Raw genomic sequence first — 20,374 nt, 5'->3', positions numbered from 1 at the left:
GTCCAGTTCCTTCCGGGGATGTCATAAATGGAACGCCTGCCCGGCTGGCTCCGCCAGCATCTCGCCGCGCTGCGCGCGGTCGCCGTACTGACGCTGATCCTGGGGGTGGCCTACCCGCTCGCGGTGACCGGCGTCGCCCAGGCGCTCTTCCACGACAAGGCCGGCGGATCGATCGTCGAGAAGGACGGCAAGGCGGTCGGCAGCGCGCTGATCGGCCAGAACTTCACCGGCGCCGACGGCCAGGCGGTGAAGGCGTACTTCCAGAGCCGCCCCTCCGCGGCCGGGGACGGGTACGACATGCTGTCCACCGCCGCCAGCAACCTCGGTCCCGAGGACGTCCTGGACACCCTCCCGGTGCCGGGCGCCGTCGACGACGAGGGCAACCCGGACACCGGCCGCCAGAGCCTGCTCACGCAGGTGTGCGCGCGCAGCAAGGCCGTCGGGGAGCTCGAAGGCGTCAGCGGGGCCAGGCCGTACTGCACGGGGGACGGGGTCGGCGCGGTGCTGAAGGTCTTTCCCGGCCGTGCCGTGAGCGTCAACCAGGCGTGCCCGGCCGCGCCGTTCGTGGCCGACTACCAGGGCCGGACGGTGGAGTGCGCCAAGCCGGGCGAGGACTACGCGGCCGGCCGCACCGTCCCGGTCCGGGGCGCCGCCACCGCCGTGGTGCCCGCCGACGCGGTCACCGCCAGCGGCTCGGGCCTGGACCCGGACATCTCCGTCGCGTACGCCGAGCTCCAGGCGCCGCGCGTGGCCAGGGAGCGCGGCATCGGCCTGGCCGAGGTGCGCTCGCTCATCCGCGCGCACACCACCGGGCGGGCCTTCGGGTTCATGGGTGAGCCCGCCGTGAACGTGCTGACCCTCAACCTGGCCCTCGACCGGGGATGACGAGGATGCGCGGCCGGCTGCGGGTGTACCTGGGCGCGGCCCCCGGCGTCGGGAAGACCTTCGCGATGCTGGGGGAGGGGCGCAGGGCGGCCGAACGCGGCAGGGACGTGGTCGTGGGTCTCGTCGAGACCCACGACCGGCCGCAGACCGCCGCCCTGCTGGACGGTCTGGAGATCGTCCCGCGCCGGCCGATGGAGCACCGGGGCACGGCCTTCACCGAGTTCGACCTCGACGCCGTGCTCCGGCGCCGCCCCCGCCTCGCCCTGGTGGACGAGCTGGCCCACACCAACGTGCCGGGCTCCCGCAACGCCAAGCGCTGGCAGGACATCGAGGAACTCCTCGACGCCGGCATCGACGTGCTCTCCACCGTCAACATCCAGCACCTGGAGTCGGTCAACGACGTCGTCGAGCAGATCACCGGCGTGCCCCAGCGGGAGACCGTCCCCGACGAGGTGGTCCGCCGCGCCGACCAGGTCGAGCTCATCGACATGTCGCCGGACGCGCTGCGCCGCCGGATGGCGCACGGCAACGTCTACCGGCCCGAGAAGGTGGACGCCGCCCTCGCCAACTACTTCCGCGTCGGCAACCTGACCGCGCTGCGCGAACTCGCCCTGCTCTGGGTGGCCGGCAAGGTCGACGAACAGCTCGACCGCTACCGCGCCGACCACGGCATCGCCGGGACCTGGGAGGCGCGCGAACGCGTCGTCGTCGCGCTGACCGGCGGCCCGGAAGGCGACACGCTGGTCCGCAGGGCCGCCCGCATCGCCGCCCGCTCCAAGGGCGCCGACCTGCTGGCCGTGCACGTCACCCGGGCCGACGGCCTCACCGGCGGCGACCCCGCCCACCTGGCCAGGCAGCGGACCCTGGTGGAGGACATGGGCGGCAGCTACCACCAGGTCGTCGGCGACGACGTGCCGCGCGCCCTGCTCGACTTCGCCGGCGGCGTCAACGCCACCCAGCTGGTCCTCGGCGCGTCCCGGCGCGGCAGGTTCGCCCAGCTGCTCTCCCGCGGGGTGGGCGTCGAGACCACCTCCCGGTCCGGCTCCATCGACGTCCACATGATCACCCACGCGGAGGCCAGGCGCGGCCGCTCGCCGAAGTCGCGGGCCGCGCTCACCCGGGAGCGCCGCCTGGCCGGCTGGCTGATCGCCCTCGTCGGCATGCCCGCGCTCACCGCGGCGCTGCTGCCCTGGCGCGAGGACCTCGCCCTGCCCAGCGAGATCCTGCTGTTCCTGCTCACCGTCGTCGGCGTCGCCCTGGTCGGCGGCATGTGGCCGGCCCTGACCGCCGCCGTCGGCGGCTCCCTGCTCATCAACTGGTTCTTCACCCCGCCGGTCGGGCAGTTCACCATCTCCGACCCGGAGAACATCCTGGCCCTGGCCGCGTTCATCGTGGTCGCGGCGGCGGTCAGCGCGATAGTGGATCTGGCGGCGCGCCGTACCAGGGAGGCGGCCAGGGCCGGCGCGGACGCCGAGGTGCTCTCCACCCTCGCCGGGCACGTGCTGCGCGGCGAAGCCGCCCTTCCCGACCTGCTCGGACGGCTCCGCGAGACCTTCGGCCTCACCTCCGTCACCCTGCTGGAACGCCTCGCCGAACCCACCCCGGACGACAAGTCCGAACCCACGGCCTGGCGCATCGTGGCCACCTCCGGCGGGCCGCCCGCCACCTGCCCCGGCACCGCCGACACCGACGTGACCATCGGCGAGGACCTGGTCCTGGCCGTACGCGGCCGGCTGATCGACGCCTCGGCCCGCCGGGTGCTGGAGGCGTTCGCCGCCGAGGCCGCCGTGGCGCTGCGCCAGGAACGGCTGCGCGAGGAGGCGAGCCTGGCCAGGCCGCTGGCCGAGGCCGACCGCATGCGCACCGCCCTGCTCGCCGCCGTCAGCCACGACCTGCGCACGCCCCTCGCCTCGGCCAAGGCCGCGGTGGAGAGCCTGCGCGGCACCGAGATCGACTGGTCGGAGGAGGACCGGCGGGAACTGCTCGCCACCGCCGACGAGTCCCTGGCCAAGCTGGACCGGCTGGTGGCCAACCTGCTGGACATGAGCCGCCTGCAGGCCGGGGTGCTCGGCCTCGACCTCGAAGCGGTGGCCCTCGCCGAGATCCTGCCACTGGCCGCCGACGACCTCGGCCCGCTCCGGGACGGGCTGGACATCGACGTCGGCCCCGCCATGCCCGACGTGGTCGCCGACCCCGCCCTGCTGGAACGCGTGCTGGTCAACCTGATGTCCAACGCCGTGCGCTACAGCCCGCCCGGGGCGCGGGTCACGGCCGCCGCCAGCTGGCACGCCGACCACGCCGAGGTGCGCATCATCGACCGCGGCCCCGGCATCCCGCCGGAGTCGCGCGAGCAGATCTTCCTGCCGTTCCAGCGGCTCGGCGACCGCGACAACCATTCGGGCGTCGGACTCGGCCTCGCGCTCTCCCGCGGGCTCGCCGAGGCCATGGGCGGCGCCCTCGTACCGGACGAGACCCCTGGGGGAGGCCTCACCATGATCCTCACACTGCCGATCTCCTCGCGGGCCCGGACATGACGCGCATCCTCGTCGTCGACGACGAACCCCAGATCCTGCGGGCGCTGCGCATCAACCTGGCCGCCCGCCGCCACGACGTCGCCGTGGCCGCCACCGGCGCCGCCGCCCTCCGTGAGGCCGCCGACTGGCACCCCGAGCTCGTCATCCTCGACCTCGGCCTGCCCGACCTGGACGGCGTCGACGTCATCCACGGCCTGCGCGGCTGGAGCACCGTCCCGATCATCGTGCTCTCCGGCCGCGCCTCCGCCCAGGACAAGATCGACGCCCTGGACGCCGGGGCCGACGACTACGTCACCAAACCCTTCGGCATCGGCGAACTCCTCGCCCGCGTCCGGGCCGTCGCCCGCCGTACGGCCATCCACGAGACGGAGCTCTCCAGCCTCACCATCGGCGACCACACCATCGACCTGACCCGCAAGACCGTCACCGGCGGCGTCCGCCTCACCCCCACCGAATGGCACCTCCTGGAGATCCTCCTCCGCAACCCCGGCAAACTCGTCAGCCAGCGCCAGCTCCTCACCGAGGTCTGGGGCGTCAAATACCTCAAGGAGACCCACTACCTCCGCCAGTACATGGGCCAGCTCCGGCGCAAACTGGAACGCGACGCCACCCACCCCGCCCACCTCATCACCGAACCCGGCATGGGCTACCGCTACACCCCCTGACGCGTTCGGCGAGGAATCGCCGCGGGTTCTGACTTCATGCGCCGCGGGCCGACAGCGAATTGAGGGCGTTGCGGAAGCGGAGGACGAGGGATCGCAGGAGGAGGGTGCCGTGGTCGGCGGTCCTGCGGTGGTGGATCGTGGCGTAGCGGGTGGCCCGGCCGGCCCAGGTCCAGTCCTCGGGGGTGGGGAAGAGCGCCAGGCGTACGCCCTGGGCGTCCGCGGCCGCGGCGACGTCCGCGAAGGAGTGGCGGTCGCGGTGCGCGCTCACGACGACCAGCGCGCCCGTGTCGGATCGGGAGAGCGACTCGCAGATGCCGCCGAGCAGGGCGGGGAGCGCGCGGGAGATGGCCGGGCCGCCCGAGTCGAGGATCGTCAGCGGGGGCAGCACGTGGAGGGGGAAGTTCCGGGAGAGCTCCGCGGTGATCGCCGAGGCCGGCAGCGTGTCGCTCGTCGTGCGGCGGGCGTCGCCGGGTCCGGTCGTGCCGATGGGCAGGACCGCGATCCTCGCGGTCTCGTCGAGTACGGCCGGGGCGGGGGAGCGCGAGACGAGGCGATTCACGGGGACTGCGACCTCCGATGTCGGGTGCGGTGCGGCGAGGAAGCCCGCCGTCCCGCACGTTGATCTGTTCCCCTTTCCGCCGCGATACCGCATCGAAATAATTTCGAGGGTGGCAGACGGGCCAGGCCGTGGGACGGCCGATCGGGCTTTGAGCTCTCACACCCGTGTTGAACTGCGTGAATGTCGCCGGACCCGAGTGATGGCGGAAAGGTCTTCCGCCGCTCATTTGAGTACATGCAACGAAATATGTCAATGACTTGTAGAAACGTTTCGACACATTAACCGATTAAGGGCGCCCTGGCCTGTGCGGACGTGGGTAAATCGCTTTGAAAACTTTCGTGTTCATCAAGTTCGGCGCGGAGTTCGGCACGGGCGCGCCGGCTGAGGACGGGCCGAAGGTCCCACGCTTCGAGGACCTTTGGCGGAGGCGGCTGGACCGCCCCTCACGTGCGATGATGAGAGAGAGACGGAGCGCAAGGGACCCCGGAGCGGGGAGATTGGTCCGCCGTGTCAGCCGCGAAGGGGGCATCCGCGGCGACCTTCCGCCGCGCAGTGACCGCAAGGGAGGAATCATGCGCGCCACAGTCGGTGACTTGTTGATCGTCGAGGGGACGTACCACAACGAACGGCAGCGGATCGGCGTCGTGACGGAGATCCGCCACGAGGACGGCACGCCGCCCTACGTGGTGCGCTGGGTGGAGACCCAGCAGGAGACCCTGGTGTTCCCCGGGCCGGACGCCCACGTGGTCGAGCAGAACCGCTGAACGCTGAGGGTTACTTTGTAAAGGCGCTCGGTCGCGTACTCGGTCAACCCGGCAGGGGGCCGGGGGAGTGTCAGGGGGTGGCGTTCACCGACCGAGAGGAGACCGGGTGGACACGGATTTCGCCGATTTCGTACGGCGTCGCGGGGATCACCACCTGAGAACGGCCGTCCTGCTCACCGGGGACTGGCACACGGCCGAGGACCTGGTGCAGTCCGCCCTGGGCAAGTTATACGCCGTATGGGAGCGGCTGGACACCAGCAGCGAGCCCGACGCCTACCTGCGCCGCATCCTGGTCAACACCCATCGGTCCTGGTGGCGTGCCCGCTGGCGGCGGGAGGTCCCGCGCGCCGACGGTTTCGACCTGCCCGCGCCCGGAGATCTGGGGGAGAGCCGCGCCGTGGCCGAGGACGTGCGCAACGCGCTGGCCAAGTTGCCGGCCCGGCAGCGTACGGCGCTGGTGTTGCGCTTCTTCGCGGACCTGCCGGAGGCGGAGGTCGCCGACCTGATGGGCTGCACGCTGGGCACGGTCAAAGCGCACACGCACCGCGGCCTGCGGGCGATGCGGCGCCTGATCCCGGGTGATCAGGTCAACCGGACAGAAGAGGAAGGGAGTGGGATCCGGTGAACAACCGACACGAGGAGCCGTCAATGAGCGAAAGAGAACTCCGCGCGCTGCTGGTCAGGGCCACCGAGGACCGCCCCCCGGGCATCGACCTGCTGCGGGCCCCGCGGCGGCGGGCCTTACGGGCACGGATTCTGGTGCCGCCCATCGCCGCGCTGGGCGTGGCGGCGGCGGTCAGCCTGGTCGCGCTGGTCGTCCCCCTCGGCCAGCCCTCCGCGCAGGCGCGGGTGGCCGCCGCGGTCGACAACACCACCGGCGAGAGCTACCGGATCCACATCACCGCGGGCCCTCGCGCGTTCGAGGGCGCCTTCGATCCCGTCCAGGGCATCGGCGTGCTCGGCGAGGTCGGCGGCGGGTCGGAGACCCGCTTCCTCGGCGAGCGGATGTACGTCCGGCCGCAGCCCGCGGATCGGTGGTACGTCCAGCCGCGCGTCGATACGGACCTGAACAGCGTTCCGGCGACCACCGCCCTGGTCAAGTTCGCCCCCCTGGACCCGCAGGCGGCCCTCGCCCGGCTCAGGTCGGCCACCGACGTCCGCGAGAGCGGTACGGCCTCCGGCGACGGCTGGACCGGCGAACGGTTCGCCTTCACCCTGAACGACGTGCCGGGCGGCAAGATCGAACCCCACCAGCTGTCCGGGACCGTGGACGTGGACGACCAGGGACGGGTCCGGCGGCTGGACGTCACCTTCAGCGACGACGGCCAGCACAACATCATGGAGATCGGCGACTTCGGCAGCCCGGTGACGGTCACGCCGCCGCCCGCCGACCAGGTCGTCGACGAGAAGGAAGTGATCGGGAAGAAGGGCGGCGAGCCGGGCGGCCCGCAGCGTGACCTCAAGGGCGGGCCGGGCGACGAAGCGAACGGCAAGCCCAACGACAAGGCCGGCGAAACGCCCAACGACAAGCCGACGCTCCTGCCCGGCGACCCGGCCACGAAGCCGGCCGACGGCGAATTCTGATCACCCCGTGGCCCGGAGCTGAGGGCCTGGAGCGATGGTCCAGAATCGGGGCTTGTGGCGGCGGTATGGAACTGTGGCCTGGGGCGTGTCGCTCCGGGCCACAGCCGTGGAGAGCCTCATTCGCCCGACGCGGAACGCTGGGCCGCGAGCCGGGCCAGGGCCACCCGTGAGCCGATCTCCAGCTTGCGGAAGACCTGCCGCAGGTGGAAGGCCACCGTGTGCACGCTGATGAACAGCTGGTCGGCCACCTGCCGGTTCGTCCAGCCCTGTGCGACCAGCAGGGACACCCGCAGCTCGGTCGCCGTGAGGCTGTCCCAGCCGGAGGCGGGGCGCTCCCCGGTGGACCAGTGCCGGTGCCGTACGCCCAGGCGGCGCATGCGGCGGCGGACCCTGGCGGCGTCCCGGGTGGCGCCGCAGGCGTCGTAGCCGGACAGGGCTTCGCCGAGGTTGCCCAGCGCGTCCGGCCGTTCGCCGGATTCGGCCAGCAGCGCCCCCAGGTCCTCGGCCGCCGAGGCCCGGCACCACGGATCGGCGCCGGTCCTGGCCGCCCGCGCCAGCGCCACCGGATCGGCGCGCAGCAGGCCGCGGGCGTGCGCGGCGGCCGCGGCCAGCCGAGGATCCCTCCCCGCCAGCTCGGCCACGCGTTCGGCGGGTTCGCGGCGGCCGACCGCCAGGGCCAGCCGGACCAGCCAGGGAGCCGCGGCCGGTTCCGCGGTGAGCAGCCACCGGCAGGGCTCCGCGTACAGGTGGCGCACCAGCGCCATCGCGGGTTCGGCCCCGTCACGCGCCTCCACGACCTCGGCCGCCAGCAGGTCGCACCGCAGCCGCGCCTGGGCGGCCTCCGGCGGCAGCGCCGCGCGGTCGGCCTCCGCCCGCTCCGCCGCGGCCGCCAGGTCGCCCCGGCGGAGCGCGGCCAGCACACCGGACTCGCCCGCCGCGTCCCGAGAAGGCCGTACGTCGTCGGCCTGCCGGTGCAGCGCCCGCCGTACGGCCGGGGGAAGGCCGGACACGACCGCCCGCCACAGAATCTCCTGCTGGAAGCGGAGCGTTTCGGCCGGTCCGGGGACGAGCACGCCGGCGGTGATGGCCTCCTCCAGCGCGGGCAGCAGCGGCGCGGGGGCCGAGCTCAGCAGTTCGGCCGCCGCCTCCAGCCGGAACGACCGGCCCAGCACGGCCGCCGTCTCCACCAGGTGCCTGGCCTCGGCGGAGAGCAGGTCGAGGCGCTGCCGCACCGAGGCGCACAGCCGCTCGGGCACCCGCTCCGACAGCACGCGCGCGACGCCGCCGCGCACGTCCAGCCGGTCCTCGTCGCGCAGTCCTTCCAGCAGTTCCACGAGAAGGGCGGGGCTGCCGTTCGCGGTCTCCGCCAGGGCCAGCAGCCCGGCGTCGGGCTCCGCGCCGAGCAGGTCGGCGCACAGTTCGGCGACGGCGGGCGGGGACAGCGGGGGCAGGAGAAGCCGCCGGGCACCCTGCCGTTCGAGGATGTCGAACAGGCAGTCAACCTCCCGGTGCCCCTCGGTCACCGTACGGGCCAGAATCCAGCCGACCGGGAGTTCGGCCAGACGCCACTGCAGGGAGCGTACGGCCGTGAGCGTGGTCGGGTCGGCCCACTGGAGGTCGTCCACGGTGACCAGCAGCGGCGTCCTGGCCGCCAGCGCGGCGCGGAGCTGTTCGAGCAGCCGGGTGTGCAGGTCGGGCCCGGCCAGCTCGGGGGACTGGCCGGCCGCCATGAACAGCGGCGCCATCGGGATCAGCGGCGCGAGCTCCTCGGCGGCCCCCGCGGCCAGCGCGAACCCCCGCGCGCGGGCGGCGGCTCCGGCCTCGGCGAGCAGCCGGGACTTGCCCATGCCCGCCTGACTTTCCACGAGCAGCACGGCACCCTGCCCGTCCCCGGCGGCCCGGATCACCTCGGCGACGGCGCGCCACTCCCGCCGGCGGCCCCTCACGGCTCCCGCCCCCAACCGGCTCATCAATGATGAATACCCAGGTCAGCGACCCGATATGCGGTCATATCCCCCATTTGAACGGGTGGTCCCCTACACGCCTGGAGGATGTGGGAATCCCGCCCTCCGGCACACGCTGGAAGAGATCAACCAGGGATTCCGGGTGGAGGGGACAGACATGGCCAAAGCCGTGGGCATTGATCTGGGGACCACGAATTCGGTGATCGCCGCGACCGAGGGCGGCCAGCCGGCCGTGATCCCGAACGCGGAGGGGTCGCGCACCACACCGTCCGTGGTGGCCTTCACCGAGCAGGGCGAACGCCTGGTCGGGCAGCTCGCCCGCCGCCAGGCCATCCTCAACCCGAAGGGCACCATCTACTCCGCCAAACGCTTCATCGGCCGCAAGTACGACGAGGTCTCCAGCGAGATGCACGCCGTCTCCTTCGACGTCGTGGAAGGCCCCGGCGGAGCCGTACGGTTCGACGTGCGCGGCAAGATGTACGCGCCCGAGGAGATCTCCGCGCAGGTCCTGCGCAAACTGGCCGACGACGCGGGCAGGTTCCTCGGCGAGCGGGTCACCGAGGCCGTCATCACCGTGCCCGCCTACTTCAACGACGCCCAGCGCCAGGCCACCAAGGACGCCGGCAAGATCGCCGGCCTGGAGGTGCTGAGGATCATCAACGAGCCCACGGCGGCGGCCCTCGCGTACGGGATGGACAAGAAGGCCAACGAGACCGTGCTCGTCTTCGACCTGGGCGGCGGCACCTTCGACGTCAGCGTCCTGGCCATCGGGGAGGGCGTCGTGGAGGTGCGCGCCACCTCCGGCGACGGCCACCTGGGCGGCGACGACTTCGACCGCAGGGTCGTCGACCACCTGGCCACCGAGTTCCAGCGCCAGGAGGGCATCGACCTGCGCAAGGACCCGCAGGCGCTGCAACGCCTGTTCGAGGCGGCGGAGAAGGCCAAGGTGGAGCTCTCCTCGGTCACCCAGACGACGATCAGCCTGCCCTTCGTGACCGCGGACGCGAACGGCCCCAAGCACCTCAACACCACCCTGATGCGCTCCACGTTCGAGGAGCTCACCGCCGACCTGATCGAACGCTGCGTGGACCCCGTACGGCAGGCCATGGCCGACGCCAAACTGACCGCCGACGACATCGACGAGGTCATCCTGGTCGGCGGCTCGACCCGGATCCCGGCCGTGCAGGCGCTGGTCAAGCGCATGACCGGGGGCAAGGACCCCAACATGACCGTCAACCCCGACGAGGTGGTGGCGGTCGGCGCCGCCATCCAGGCCTCGATCATGAAAGGCGAGGTCAGCGACGTCCTGCTGCTGGACGTCATCCCGCTGTCGCTGGGTCTGGAGACGCTCGGCGGCGTGATGACCAAGGTCATCGAGCGCAACACCACCATCCCGGCCCGGCGCGCCGAGACCTTCACCACGGCCGAGGACAACCAGAGCGCGGTGGACGTGGTCGTGCTCCAGGGCGAGCGGGAGCGGGCGGCGGACAACCGGGTGCTCGGCCGGTTCCGGCTGGAGAACATCAGGCCCGCGCCCCGGGGCGTGCCGCAGGTCGAGGTCACCTTCGACGTGGACGCCAACGGCATCCTCAGCGTCTCGGCCAAGGACAAGGACACCGGCGCCGAGCAGCGCATCACGATCAGCGAGAGCTCCAACCTGGATCCGGCCGAGGTCGAGCGCATGGTCGCCGACGCCGAGCGCAACCGCGGCGAGGACACCCGGCTGCGCGAGCAGATCGACGCCCGCAACGAGCTCGACACGGCCGCCTACCAGGTCGAGCGCAGGCTGGCCGAGGTGGGCGGCGACGTGCCGACGCACGAGCGGGCGCGGGCGGACATGCTGGTCGCCGACGCCAGGCAGGCCGTCAAGGAGGAGGCGCCGCTGGACCGGCTGCGCTCCCTGACCGGCGAACTGCGGCAGGTCTACCACGGCCTGGCGAGCGCGCCGCAGGGGAGGCCGGGCGAGCGGGGACAGCAGGGGGAGGACGGCGATGACGTCATCGACGCCGAATTCACCGCCCCCGAATGAGGAGCGGGCGGACCAGAAGATCGCCGAACTGGAGGACCGGCTGCTGCGGGCCGCGGCGGACATGGAGAACCTGCGCAAACGCGTGGCCAGGGAGGTCGAGCGGGAGCGGGCGAACATCACCGCCGTGTGGCTCCCCGTGGTCGACAACCTGGAACTGGCCCTGCGCCACGCCAAGGCCGACCCCGAGGCCGTGCTCGACGGGCTCCGGGTCGTGTACGACCAGGCGCTGGAGGTGCTGGAACGCCTCGGCTACCCGCGCCAGGACGACGAGGGCGCCGCCTTCGACCCGGCGCGCCACGACGCGGTCGCGACCGTGCCCGCCACCACGGCCCTGCCCGGCACCGTCGCCGAGGTGGTCAGACCCGGGTACGGCGCGGGCGAACGCCGGCTCAGGCCCGCCGCCGTCGTGGTGGCCACCCAGGACGCCGCGCCGGAATCCGCGAAGGACTCCTGATGGATTTCTACGAGATCCTGGGCGTGTCCAGGGACGCGTCCCAGGAGGAGATCCAGCGGGCGTACCGGAAGCTCGCGCGGTCCTACCATCCGGACGTCAACAAGGACCCCGCGGCGGAGGACCGGTTCAAGCAGGTCTCCGAGGCGTACCAGGTCCTGTCGGATCCGGAGAGACGCCGCGCGTACGACACCCCGGTGGCCTCCCGGGCGTGGAGTCCCGGGTGGGATTCGGGCGCCGACATCGACGATCTGCTCGGCGGGGTGTTCGGCCGCCGCTGGGGGCCGATGGCCGGGGCCGACCAGGAGGCCGAGCTGTGGCTGAGCGTCGAGGAGGCGTACGGGGGCGGCCACCGTACCGTGAAGATCGACGGCAAGTCCGCCGAGGTGACCGTCCCGCGCGGGGTGGCCGAGGGGCAGCGCATCCGGCTGGCCGGCCTCGGCGGCCGGGGCGGCGGCGGGGGCCCGGCCGGCGACCTGTACCTGATCGTCCGGATCTCCGAGCACCCGCGCTACCGGGTCAAGGGCCGCGACCTCTACACCCGGCTCCCGCTGACGCCCTGGGAGGCGGCGCTGGGCGCGCGGGTCGCGCTCGACACGCCGGGAGGCGAGGCCAAGGTCCAGGTGCCGCCCGGCACCTCCTCCGGACGCCGCCTGCGCCTGCGCGGCCGCGGCCTGGGCGGCGGCGACCTGTACGCCGAGGCCCGGATCATGGTCCCGCGCACCCTCGGCCCCGCCGAGCGGGAGCTGTTCGAGCAGCTCGCCGCCGGTTCCGACTTCAACCCGAGGAGGCGATCATGACCATGGTCCTGGTACGGCCTGCCCGGCTGGACCTCGACGCCTTCGCCCGCACGGTCTCGCTCCACCCCGACGTGGTGCGGCGGCTGGTGGCGCTGGGCCTGCTGGAGGCCTCCGCCGACGCCGCGGGCGCCCTCTGGCTGCCCGCCGACCAGCTCGCCAGGGTGGGCCGCATCCAGCGCCTGCGCGCGGGCTTCGCCCTCAACTACGCGGCCCTGGGCCTGGTCATGGACCTGCTCGACCGCATCGCCGAACTGGAGGAGGCCACGCGTGGACGCTGACCGGTTGACCCAGAAATCCCAGGAGGCCCTGCACGACGCGCAGTCCAGGGCGCTGCGCTTCGGGCACTCCGAGATCGACGCGGAGCACCTGCTGCTGGCCCTGCTCGACCAGGAGCTCGGCCCCCGGCTGCTCGCCCGGACCGGCGTGGACGTCGCCGGGCTGCGGGCGGCCCTGGAGGCCGAGCTGGCCCGCCGGCCCAAGGTCACCGGCCCCGGCGCCGCGCCCGGCCAGGTGTTCCTCACCCAGCGCCTGTCCCGCCTGTTCGACGCCGCCCAGCGGGAGGCCGGGCGCCTCAAGGACGAGTACGTCTCCGTGGAACACCTGCTCCTCGCCCTCCTGGAGGACTCCCCGGCGCTCCGCGAGGCCGGGCTCACCCGCGACGACTTCCTGGCCGCGCTCACCTCGGTGCGGGGCAGCCAGCGGGTCACCTCCGCCACCCCGGAGGGCTCCTACGAGGCGCTCGCCAAGTACGGCCGCGACCTGGTCGCCGACGCCGCCGCGGACCGGCTCGACCCGGTCGTCGGCCGGGACGCCGAGATCCGCCGCGTCATCCAGATCCTGTCCCGCAAGACCAAGAACAACCCGGTCCTGATCGGCGACCCCGGCGTCGGCAAGACCGCCATCGTCGAGGGCCTCGCCCAGCGCATCCACCGCGGCGACGTGCCCGAGGGCCTGCGCGACAAGACCGTCTTCACCCTGGACCTGAGCGCGCTGGTCGCGGGCGCCAAGTACCGCGGCGAGTTCGAGGAGCGCCTGAAGGCCGTGCTCAACGAGGTCAGGGCGGCCGAGGGCCGGATCCTGCTGTTCGTGGACGAGATGCACACAGTGGTCGGCGCCGGCGCGGCCGAGGGAGCCATGGACGCCGGCAACATGCTCAAACCGATGCTGGCCAGGGGCGAGCTGCACATGATCGGCGCCACCACGGTGACGGAGTACCGCAGGCACGTGGAGAAGGACGCCGCGCTGGAACGGCGTTTCCAGCCCGTCATGGTGGACGAGCCGTCCGTGGAGGACGCCGTGTCCATCCTGCGCGGCCTGCGCGAACGCCTGGAGATCTTCCACGGCGTGAAGATCCTGGACGGTGCCCTGGTCTCCGCCGTGGTGCTCAGCCACCGCTACATCTCCGACCGCTACCTGCCGGACAAGGCCATCGACCTGGTCGACGAGGCCTGCGCGATGATCCGTACGGAGATCGACTCGATGCCGGCCGAGCTGGACGAGCTCACCCGCCGGGTGATGCGGCTGGAGATCGAGGAGGCCGCGCTGGCCAAGGAGAAGGACGACGCCGCCCTGGCCGGCCTGCGCCGGGAGCTGGCCGACCTCAGGGCCGAGGCCGACGCCATGCGGGCCCAGTGGGAGGCCGAGCGGCAGGTCCTGCGCCATGTACAGGAACTCCGCCTGGAGATCGAGAGCGTACGCCGGGAGGCCGAGGTGGCCGAGCGCGCCTACGACCTCAACACCGCCGCCGAGCTGCGCCACGGCCGGCTGCCCGAGCTGGAGCGCCGCCTGGTCGCGGAGGAGGAGCGGCTGGCCGCCAAGCAGGGCGGGCACCGGCTGCTGCGCGAGGTGGTGACCGAGGAGGAGATCGCCGCCATCGTCTCCCGGTGGACCGGCATCCCCGTCACCCGGCTGCGCGAGGGCGAGCGGGAGAAGCTGCTGCGGCTGGACGAGATCCTGCACGAGCGGGTGATCGGCCAGGACGAGGCCGTACGGCTGGTCGCGGACGCGGTCATCAGGGCCCGGTCGGGGATCAAGGACCCGCGCCGCCCGATCGGCTCGTTCGTCTTCCTCGGGCCGACGGGGGTGGGCAAGACCGAGCTGGCCAGGGCGCTGGCGGCGGCCTTGTTCGACAGCGAGGAGAACATCGTCAGGATCGACATGAGCGAGTACCAGGAGCGGCACACGGTCAGCAGGCTGGTCGGCGCGCCGCCCGGGTACGTGGGCTACGAGGAGGGCGGGCAGCTGACCGAGGCGGTGCGGCGCAAGCCGTACAGCGTGGTGCTGTTCGACGAGGTGGAGAAGGCGCACGCGGACGTGTTCAACACGCTGCTGCAGGTCATGGACGACGGGCGGCTGACCGACGCGCAGGGGCGCACGGTGGACTTCCGCAACACGGTGATCATCATGACGTCCAACATCGGCTCGCAGTACCTGCTGGAGGGCGTCAGCCCGGCCGGTGAGCTCAAGCCGGAGGGGCGCGACCTGGTCATGGCCGAGCTGCGCGCTCACTTCCGGCCGGAGTTCCTCAACCGGGTGGACGACATCGTGCTGTTCAAGCCGCTCACCGAGCCGGAGATCGAGCGGATCGTGGACCTGATGCTGGACGGCGTGCGGATCCGCCTGGCCGACCGCGAGCTGGACCTGGAGGTCACCGAGGCGGCCCGCCGCCACATCGCCCGCCAGGGCTTCGACCCCGTGTACGGCGCGCGCCCGCTCCGCCGGTTCATCGCCCGCGAGGTGGAGACCAGGATCGCCAGGGCGCTGGTCGCCGGGGACGTGCCGCCGGGCACGACCATCCGGGTGGACGCCAGCGAGGGCGAGATCGTGGTCGGATTCGGAGGCTGACGTGGTTGTCGACGTGGCTGTCGCGGTGGTCGAGTGCGCGGGCTGCGGCAGGAGGAACCGGGTGCCGGCGGTGGCCGACGGGGTGCCGCGCTGCGGGGCCTGCCACGGGCCGCTGCCGTGGCTGGCCGAGGCCCGCGACGAGAACTTCGCCGAGGTGGTGGAGGAGGCGCGGATGCCCGTCCTGGTCGGCTTCTGGGCACCCTGGTCCGGGCCCTGCCGGGCGGTCTGCCCGGCGCTGGAGCAGATCGCCGGGGAGCTGGCCGGGCGGATCAAGCTGGTCAGCGTGAACGTGGACGAGGCGGTCGGCACGGCCCGGCGCTTCTGCATCGCGAGCATCCCCATGCAGCTGATGACCCGGGACGGCAAGGTGATCGCCGAGCAGAGCGGGGTCACGCCGGCCTACGTGCTGCGCAAGTGGATCGAGCGCGCGCTCAGCCAGCCGTGACCCCGGCGTCCACAGGCCGGCGTCTACAGGCCGACGTCCCTGAGCATCAGGTCGGCGGGCTCCTCGCGGCGGACCACCAGGCGGGCGCGCCCCGACGCGACGGCCACCACGGGCGGCCGGCCGGTCATGTTGTAGGTCGAGGCCATCGAGTGGTGGTACGCGCCGGTGGCCGCGACCGCGATGAGGTCGCCCGGGCGGATGTCGGCGGGCAGCTCCACGTCCTCGGCCAGGGTGTCGCCCGCCTCGCAGTGGTGGCCGACCACGGTCGCCGCGCGGGTCGCCGCGCCGGAGCGGCGGCCGATCATGCGGGCGGTGTAGCGGGCGCCGTACAGGCAGGGGCGGGGGTTGTCGCTCATGCCGCCGTCCACGGCGACGAAGATGCGGGACAGGCCGCGCTTGACGGTGATGACCCGGTAGAGGGTGAGGCCGGCGGGGCCGCTGACGGCGCGGCCCGGCTCGATGATCAGGCGTGGTACGGGCAGGCCCAGCCAGGCGGCCTGCGCCCGCACGGCGTCGTCCACGCGGCGGGCGTACGACTCCAGGTCCAGGCCCCGCTCCCCGTCCAGGTACGGGATGCCGTGGCCGCCGCCCAGGTCCAGCTCCGGCAGTGTGACCCCGTGCGTGTCCCTGATCTGGGCGAGCTGCTCGACCATGACGCGGGCGGCCCGCTCGAACGGCTCGGGCGTGACGATCTGCGAGCCGAGGTGGCAGTGGAGTCCCGCGAGTTCGAGGCTGCTCTGGCCGAGCGTCCTGGCGACCGCCTCGGCGGCGGCGCCGGAGGCGATGGACATGCCGAACTTCTGGTCCTCCCCGCCGGTGCGGATGGCCCGGTGCGCGCCCGCGTCGATGTCGGGGATGACGCGGATGAGGACCTTCTGCCGCCGCCCGAAGGGCACGATCGCGGCCAGGTGGTTGATCTCGGCGAGGGTATCGACGACGATCCGCCCCACCCCGGCCTCGACGGCGGCGGCCAGCTCGCGCGGGGTCTTGGCGTTGCCGTGGAAGACGATTCGCTCGGCCGGGAAGCCGACCGACGCGGCCACGGCCAGCTCGCCGCCGGAGGCGACGTCCAGGCCGAGGCCCTCCTCCCTGACCCAGCTGGCCATGGCGCGGCAGAGGAACGCCTTGGCCGCGTAGACCACCTCGGCGTCCGGCAGGGCGGCCCGGTAGGCGCGGCAGCGCGCCCGCAGGTCGGTCTCGTCGATCACGTACGCGGGGGTGCCGAAGCGGGTGGCGATGTCGGTCAGCGGGACACCGCCGACGGTCGCGCCGCCGTCGGCGGTGAATCGGGTGCCCGCCGACCAAGGGCCGGCCATCGCGGCGGTCCGGCCGTTGGCTGCTTGGTCCTGCTCCAGGACGCACATCACGCGGCCTCCGCCGTCTGCCGGGCCATGGGGGTGACGGTGGCGGCGGGGTCGAGGACGATGCCCGTCACGCCGATGTCCCTGAGCATGCCGCGCAGTCCGGCCTCGCTGAGCAGCGTCCACGGCTGCCCGTCGCCCAGCACCTCGGTCAGGCGCCGGGACGAGGAGAACGCGACCGCCGTCCTGGCGCCCCCGGGGGTCCGGAACAGGCGCAGCGACAGGAACGACGCGCCGACATGGATCGGCACGAATAGCGGGACGTCGGACATGACTTCCTCCAGCTGAGAACTCGTACGCCACCGACGCTAGGCCCGCCGCGGACGTCTGGCGGAGATCGCTACGGGAACCAGACGGCATGCCCGCGGATATTGACGCGACCTTGACACGGAGCCTCTTTTCGCGACAGAGCGTAATATTCCGAACACGCGGTGCTGAGTCCGTCCTCCGGCTCCCTGGGTAGGGACAGTAGGGACAAAGGTCTCTACACGACCGTCCCGGCACCGGAGAGGCTCAGCGACATGGACACTCTGGAGAGACTGCACGCCTACTGGCGGGCCGCGAACTACCTGTCCGCCGGGCAGATCTACCTGCTGGACAACCCGCTGCTGACCGAGCCGCTCAAGCCGGAGCACATCAAGCCGCGGCTGCTCGGCCACTGGGGCACCACCCCCGGCATCAACTTCTGCCTGGCCCACCTCAACCGGGTGATCACCGAGCGCGACCAGGACATGATCTACATCGCCGGTCCCGGCCACGGCGGCCCCGCGGCCGTGGCGCACGCCTGGCTGGAGGGCACCTACTCCGAGATCTATCCCGCCGTCGGCCAGGACGCCGAGGGCATGCGCCGCCTGTTCCGCCAGTTCTCCTTCCCGGGAGGCATCCCCAGCCACGTGGCTCCGGAGACCCCCGGTTCGATCCATGAGGGCGGCGAGCTGGGCTACTCACTCGCCCACGCGTACGGCGCGGCCTTCGACAACCCCGGCCTGGTGGTGGCCTGCGTGATCGGCGACGGCGAGGCCGAGACCGGCCCTCTCGCCGCCAGCTGGCACTCCAACAAGTTCCTGGACCCCTCCCGGGACGGCGTGGTCCTGCCGATCCTCCACCTCAACGGCTACAAGATCGCCAACCCGGCCGTCCTCGCCCGCATCCCCGAACAGGACCTCCTCAAACTCCTGGAGGGGTACGGCTACCGCCCCCACGTGGTCGCCGGCGACCACCCCGAGACCATGCACGGCCTCATGGCCGCCACCCTGGACGAGGTCTTCGACGAGATCGCCGCGTACAAGCAGGGCCGAACCGACCGGCTCCCGATGATCGTGCTGCGGAGCCCCAAGGGCTGGACCGGGCCCCGCGAGGTGGACGGCCTGCCAGTCGAGGGCACCTGGCGTTCCCACCAGGTGCCGCTGTCCGGCCTCCGGGACAACCCAGGGCATCTGGCCGCGCTGGAGGAGTGGCTGCGCTCGTACCGGCCGGAGGAGCTGTTCGACGCGGACGGCCGTCCCGTCCCGGAGATCCTGGGCACCGTCCCGGCAGGCGAGCGCCGGATGAGCGCCAGCCCGCACGCCAACGGCGGGGAGCTGCTGCGGCCGCTGGTGCTGCCCGACTTCCGGGACTACGCCGTGGCGGTGGACGCGCCCGGGACCGCGTCCAGCGAGCCGACCCGCGCGCTCGGCCGGCTCCTGCGCGACGTCATCGCCGCCAACCCGGAGACGTTCCGGCTGATGGGCCCGGACGAGACCGACTCCAACCGGCTCTCGGCGGTCTTCGAGACCACCGGCCGGGCCTGGAACGCGGAGATCCTCCCTACGGACGTGAACCTGGCTCCCGGCGGGCGGGTCATGGAGGTGCTGTCCGAGCACCTGTGCCAGGGCTGGCTGGAGGGTTACCTGCTCACCGGCAGGCACGGCCTGTTCAACTGCTACGAGGCGTTCATCCACATCGTCGACGCCATGTTCAACCAGCACGCCAAATGGCTGGAGGCGTCCCAGAAGATCCCCTGGCGGCGGCCGGTGGCCTCGCTCAACTACCTGCTGTCCTCGCACGTGTGGCGGCAGGACCACAACGGCTTCAGCCACCAGGACCCCGGCTTCCTGGACGTCGTGGTCAACAAGAAGGCCTCGGTCGTCCGCGTCTACCTGCCGCCGGACGCCAACACCCTGCTCTCGGTGGCCGACCACTGCCTGCGTTCCCGCGACTACGTCAACGTGGTCGTGGCCGGCAAGCAGCCGGTGCTCGACCTGTTCACCATGGAGGAGGCGATCGCCCACAACACCCGCGGCCTCGGCATCCTGGACTGGGCCTCCAGCGACGACGGCGGGGCGCCGGACGTGGTGCTGGCCTGCGCCGGCGACGTGCCGACCCTGGAGACCCTGGCCGCCGCCGCGCTGCTGCGCGAGCACCTGCCCGAGCTGAAGGTCCGGGTGGTCAACGTGGTGGACCTGATGCGCCTGCAGCCGCCGTCCGAGCACCCGCACGGCATGGCCGACGCCGAGTTCGACGCCGTCTTCACCCCGGACCGGCCGGTGATCTTCAACTTCCACGGCTACCCGGCGCTCATCCACCGGCTCACCTACCGGCGCACCGGCCACGAGAACATCCACGTACGCGGCTACAAGGAGGAGGGCACCACGACCACGCCCTTCGACATGGCCATGCTCAACGACATCGACCGCTACCACCTGGTCATGGACGTCGTCGACCGCGTGCCGGGCCTGCGCGTCACGGCCGCCCACCTGCGCCAGCGCATGGCGGACGCCCGGCTGCGCGCCCGCGTCCACACCCGGGACCACGGCGAGGACGGCCCCGAGATCCGTGACTGGACCTGGCCCGGCTGAACCCGGTTCAGGCCCCGGCGCGGTCCGCGGTGATCGTGTCGTAGTCGGGGATGCGGGCGGCGACGGGGTCGCCGGTGAAGTCGCCCACCCAGCCGTCGTCGTCGTGGAAGAAGCGGATGGCGGTGAAGTCCGGCCGGGTGCCCATGTCGAACCAGTGCGTGGTCCGGGCGGGCACGCTGAGCAGGTCGCCCGGCTCGCACAGCACGGCGTGCACCTTGCCGTCCACGTGCAGGTAGAAGATGCCGGAGCCGGCGACGAAGAAGCGCACCTCGTCGTCGTCGTGGGTGTGCTCGGCCAGGAACTTGTTCCGGGCGGCGCTCGCCCGCTCCGGCCAGTCGGGGGAGTCATCGGGGTGCAGCTGGGCCACGTCCACGAAGCTGTAGCCCTCCTCGGCGACGACCTGAGCCACCTCCTCGCGGTAGGCGGCCAGGATCTCGTCCTGCCCGGCGCCGTCAAGACCGCCGACGGTCCGCCAGTGGCGCAGCCGTACGCCGATCTCCTTGAGGGCGGTGGCGATCTCGGCGGTGTCCTCGGTGCGCAGGAGCGTGCCGGGGGTGTCACCGTCGGTATACACAGTGAGATATGTCATGATATGTCCTTATCATGTCTCGCTATTTAGGTAAATCCTACTGGAAAAGTGGACAATCGGCAT

18 protein-coding genes are annotated in these 20,374 nt (G+C 72.4%); 13 read left to right on the top strand and 5 right to left on the bottom strand.

What is annotated here, in order from left to right:
- Window positions 1-27 precede the first annotated feature (27 nt).
- The 3 genes from Aph01nite_RS10765 to Aph01nite_RS10755 are packed head-to-tail and all read left to right on the top strand — an operon-like array spanning window position 28 to window position 4,084.
- On the top strand, window positions 28-885 hold the full coding sequence (locus Aph01nite_RS10765) for a potassium-transporting ATPase subunit C (protein WP_204040655.1): 858 nt from the start codon (window positions 28-30) through the stop codon (window positions 883-885).
- A gap of 5 nt (window positions 886-890) precedes the next feature.
- Entirely contained in the window at window positions 891-3,419 is a 2,529-nt protein-coding gene (locus tag Aph01nite_RS10760) for a DUF4118 domain-containing protein (RefSeq protein ID WP_239161566.1), read from the top strand.
- Window positions 3,416-4,084: a response regulator gene (locus tag Aph01nite_RS10755; RefSeq protein ID WP_204040653.1), complete on the top strand. Its 669-nt coding sequence runs from the start codon at window positions 3,416-3,418 to the stop codon at window positions 4,082-4,084. The genes Aph01nite_RS10760 and Aph01nite_RS10755 overlap by 4 nt, the downstream gene beginning before the upstream one ends.
- Window positions 4,085-4,118: 34 nt before the next feature.
- On the opposite strand, the gene Aph01nite_RS10750 is transcribed toward Aph01nite_RS10755, so the two are convergent.
- Window positions 4,119-4,643: a hypothetical protein gene (locus tag Aph01nite_RS10750; RefSeq protein ID WP_204040652.1), complete on the bottom strand. Its 525-nt coding sequence runs from the start codon at window positions 4,641-4,643 to the stop codon at window positions 4,119-4,121.
- A 572-nt stretch (window positions 4,644-5,215) separates the two neighbouring features.
- Here Aph01nite_RS10750 and Aph01nite_RS10745 point away from each other — a divergent pair.
- From Aph01nite_RS10745 to Aph01nite_RS10735, 3 genes are all read left to right on the top strand, one after another.
- Window positions 5,216-5,407: a DUF1918 domain-containing protein gene (locus Aph01nite_RS10745; protein WP_204040651.1), complete on the top strand. Its 192-nt coding sequence runs from the start codon at window positions 5,216-5,218 to the stop codon at window positions 5,405-5,407.
- Window positions 5,408-5,513: 106 nt separating this feature from the next.
- Window positions 5,514-6,032, top strand: a complete 519-nt coding sequence (locus tag Aph01nite_RS10740; RefSeq protein WP_204040650.1) for a SigE family RNA polymerase sigma factor — start codon at window positions 5,514-5,516, stop codon at window positions 6,030-6,032.
- A gap of 23 nt (window positions 6,033-6,055) precedes the next feature.
- Entirely contained in the window at window positions 6,056-6,991 is a 936-nt protein-coding gene (locus tag Aph01nite_RS10735) for a hypothetical protein (RefSeq protein WP_204040649.1), read from the top strand.
- A 116-nt stretch (window positions 6,992-7,107) separates the two neighbouring features.
- Here the strand turns inward: Aph01nite_RS10735 and Aph01nite_RS10730 are convergent, their stop codons facing one another.
- Window positions 7,108-8,937 carry a helix-turn-helix transcriptional regulator gene (locus Aph01nite_RS10730; RefSeq protein ID WP_204040648.1) on the bottom strand — a complete coding sequence of 610 codons (1,830 nt, stop codon included), beginning with the start codon at window positions 8,935-8,937 and terminating at the stop codon, window positions 7,108-7,110.
- 175 nt (window positions 8,938-9,112) lie between these two features.
- On the opposite strand from Aph01nite_RS10730, the gene dnaK reads away from it, so the two are divergent.
- The 6 genes from dnaK to Aph01nite_RS10700 are packed head-to-tail and all read left to right on the top strand — an operon-like array spanning window position 9,113 to window position 15,524.
- Window positions 9,113-10,984: a molecular chaperone DnaK gene (dnaK, locus tag Aph01nite_RS10725; RefSeq protein ID WP_204040647.1), complete on the top strand. Its 1,872-nt coding sequence runs from the start codon at window positions 9,113-9,115 to the stop codon at window positions 10,982-10,984.
- Window positions 10,947-11,438 (top strand): nucleotide exchange factor GrpE, encoded by a 492-nt coding sequence (locus Aph01nite_RS10720; RefSeq protein ID WP_204040646.1) that lies wholly within the window; start codon window positions 10,947-10,949, stop codon window positions 11,436-11,438. The genes dnaK and Aph01nite_RS10720 overlap by 38 nt, the downstream gene beginning before the upstream one ends.
- A complete protein-coding gene (locus Aph01nite_RS10715) occupies window positions 11,438-12,235 on the top strand; it encodes a DnaJ C-terminal domain-containing protein (protein WP_204040645.1) in 798 nt (265 codons plus the stop codon). Before Aph01nite_RS10720 ends, Aph01nite_RS10715 begins: the two co-directional genes overlap by 1 nt.
- A complete protein-coding gene (locus Aph01nite_RS10710) occupies window positions 12,232-12,513 on the top strand; it encodes a chaperone modulator CbpM (protein WP_204040644.1) in 282 nt (93 codons plus the stop codon). The genes Aph01nite_RS10715 and Aph01nite_RS10710 overlap by 4 nt, the downstream gene beginning before the upstream one ends.
- Window positions 12,503-15,079, top strand: a complete 2,577-nt coding sequence (gene clpB / locus Aph01nite_RS10705; RefSeq protein ID WP_204040643.1) for an ATP-dependent chaperone ClpB — start codon at window positions 12,503-12,505, stop codon at window positions 15,077-15,079. Before Aph01nite_RS10710 ends, clpB begins: the two co-directional genes overlap by 11 nt.
- Window position 15,080: 1 nt before the next feature.
- A complete protein-coding gene (locus Aph01nite_RS10700) occupies window positions 15,081-15,524 on the top strand; it encodes a thioredoxin family protein (RefSeq protein ID WP_239161565.1) in 444 nt (147 codons plus the stop codon).
- 23 nt (window positions 15,525-15,547) lie between these two features.
- Here Aph01nite_RS10700 and lysA read toward each other — a convergent pair whose 3' ends face one another.
- Both lysA and Aph01nite_RS10690 read right to left on the bottom strand, forming a co-directional pair.
- A complete protein-coding gene (gene lysA, locus Aph01nite_RS10695) occupies window positions 15,548-16,888 on the bottom strand; it encodes a diaminopimelate decarboxylase (RefSeq protein WP_239161569.1) in 1,341 nt (446 codons plus the stop codon).
- A complete protein-coding gene (locus tag Aph01nite_RS10690) occupies window positions 16,888-17,157 on the bottom strand; it encodes an SAV_915 family protein (RefSeq protein WP_204040641.1) in 270 nt (89 codons plus the stop codon). The genes lysA and Aph01nite_RS10690 overlap by 1 nt, the downstream gene beginning before the upstream one ends.
- Window positions 17,158-17,406: 249 nt before the next feature.
- On the opposite strand from Aph01nite_RS10690, the gene Aph01nite_RS10685 reads away from it, so the two are divergent.
- Complete coding sequence (locus Aph01nite_RS10685; protein WP_204040640.1) at window positions 17,407-19,722, top strand: phosphoketolase family protein; 2,316 nt, start codon at window positions 17,407-17,409, stop codon at window positions 19,720-19,722.
- 7 nt (window positions 19,723-19,729) lie between these two features.
- Here Aph01nite_RS10685 and Aph01nite_RS10680 read toward each other — a convergent pair whose 3' ends face one another.
- Window positions 19,730-20,311 carry a 1,2-dihydroxy-3-keto-5-methylthiopentene dioxygenase gene (locus Aph01nite_RS10680; RefSeq protein WP_204040639.1) on the bottom strand — a complete coding sequence of 194 codons (582 nt, stop codon included), beginning with the start codon at window positions 20,309-20,311 and terminating at the stop codon, window positions 19,730-19,732.
- Window positions 20,312-20,374: the final 63 nt, after the last annotated feature.

Origin of the sequence: Acrocarpospora phusangensis, from assembly GCF_016862995.1 — a bacterium.
GTDB lineage: Bacteria > Actinomycetota > Actinomycetes > Streptosporangiales > Streptosporangiaceae > Acrocarpospora > Acrocarpospora phusangensis.
This window is presented reverse-complemented; position numbering and strand designations above follow the sequence as displayed.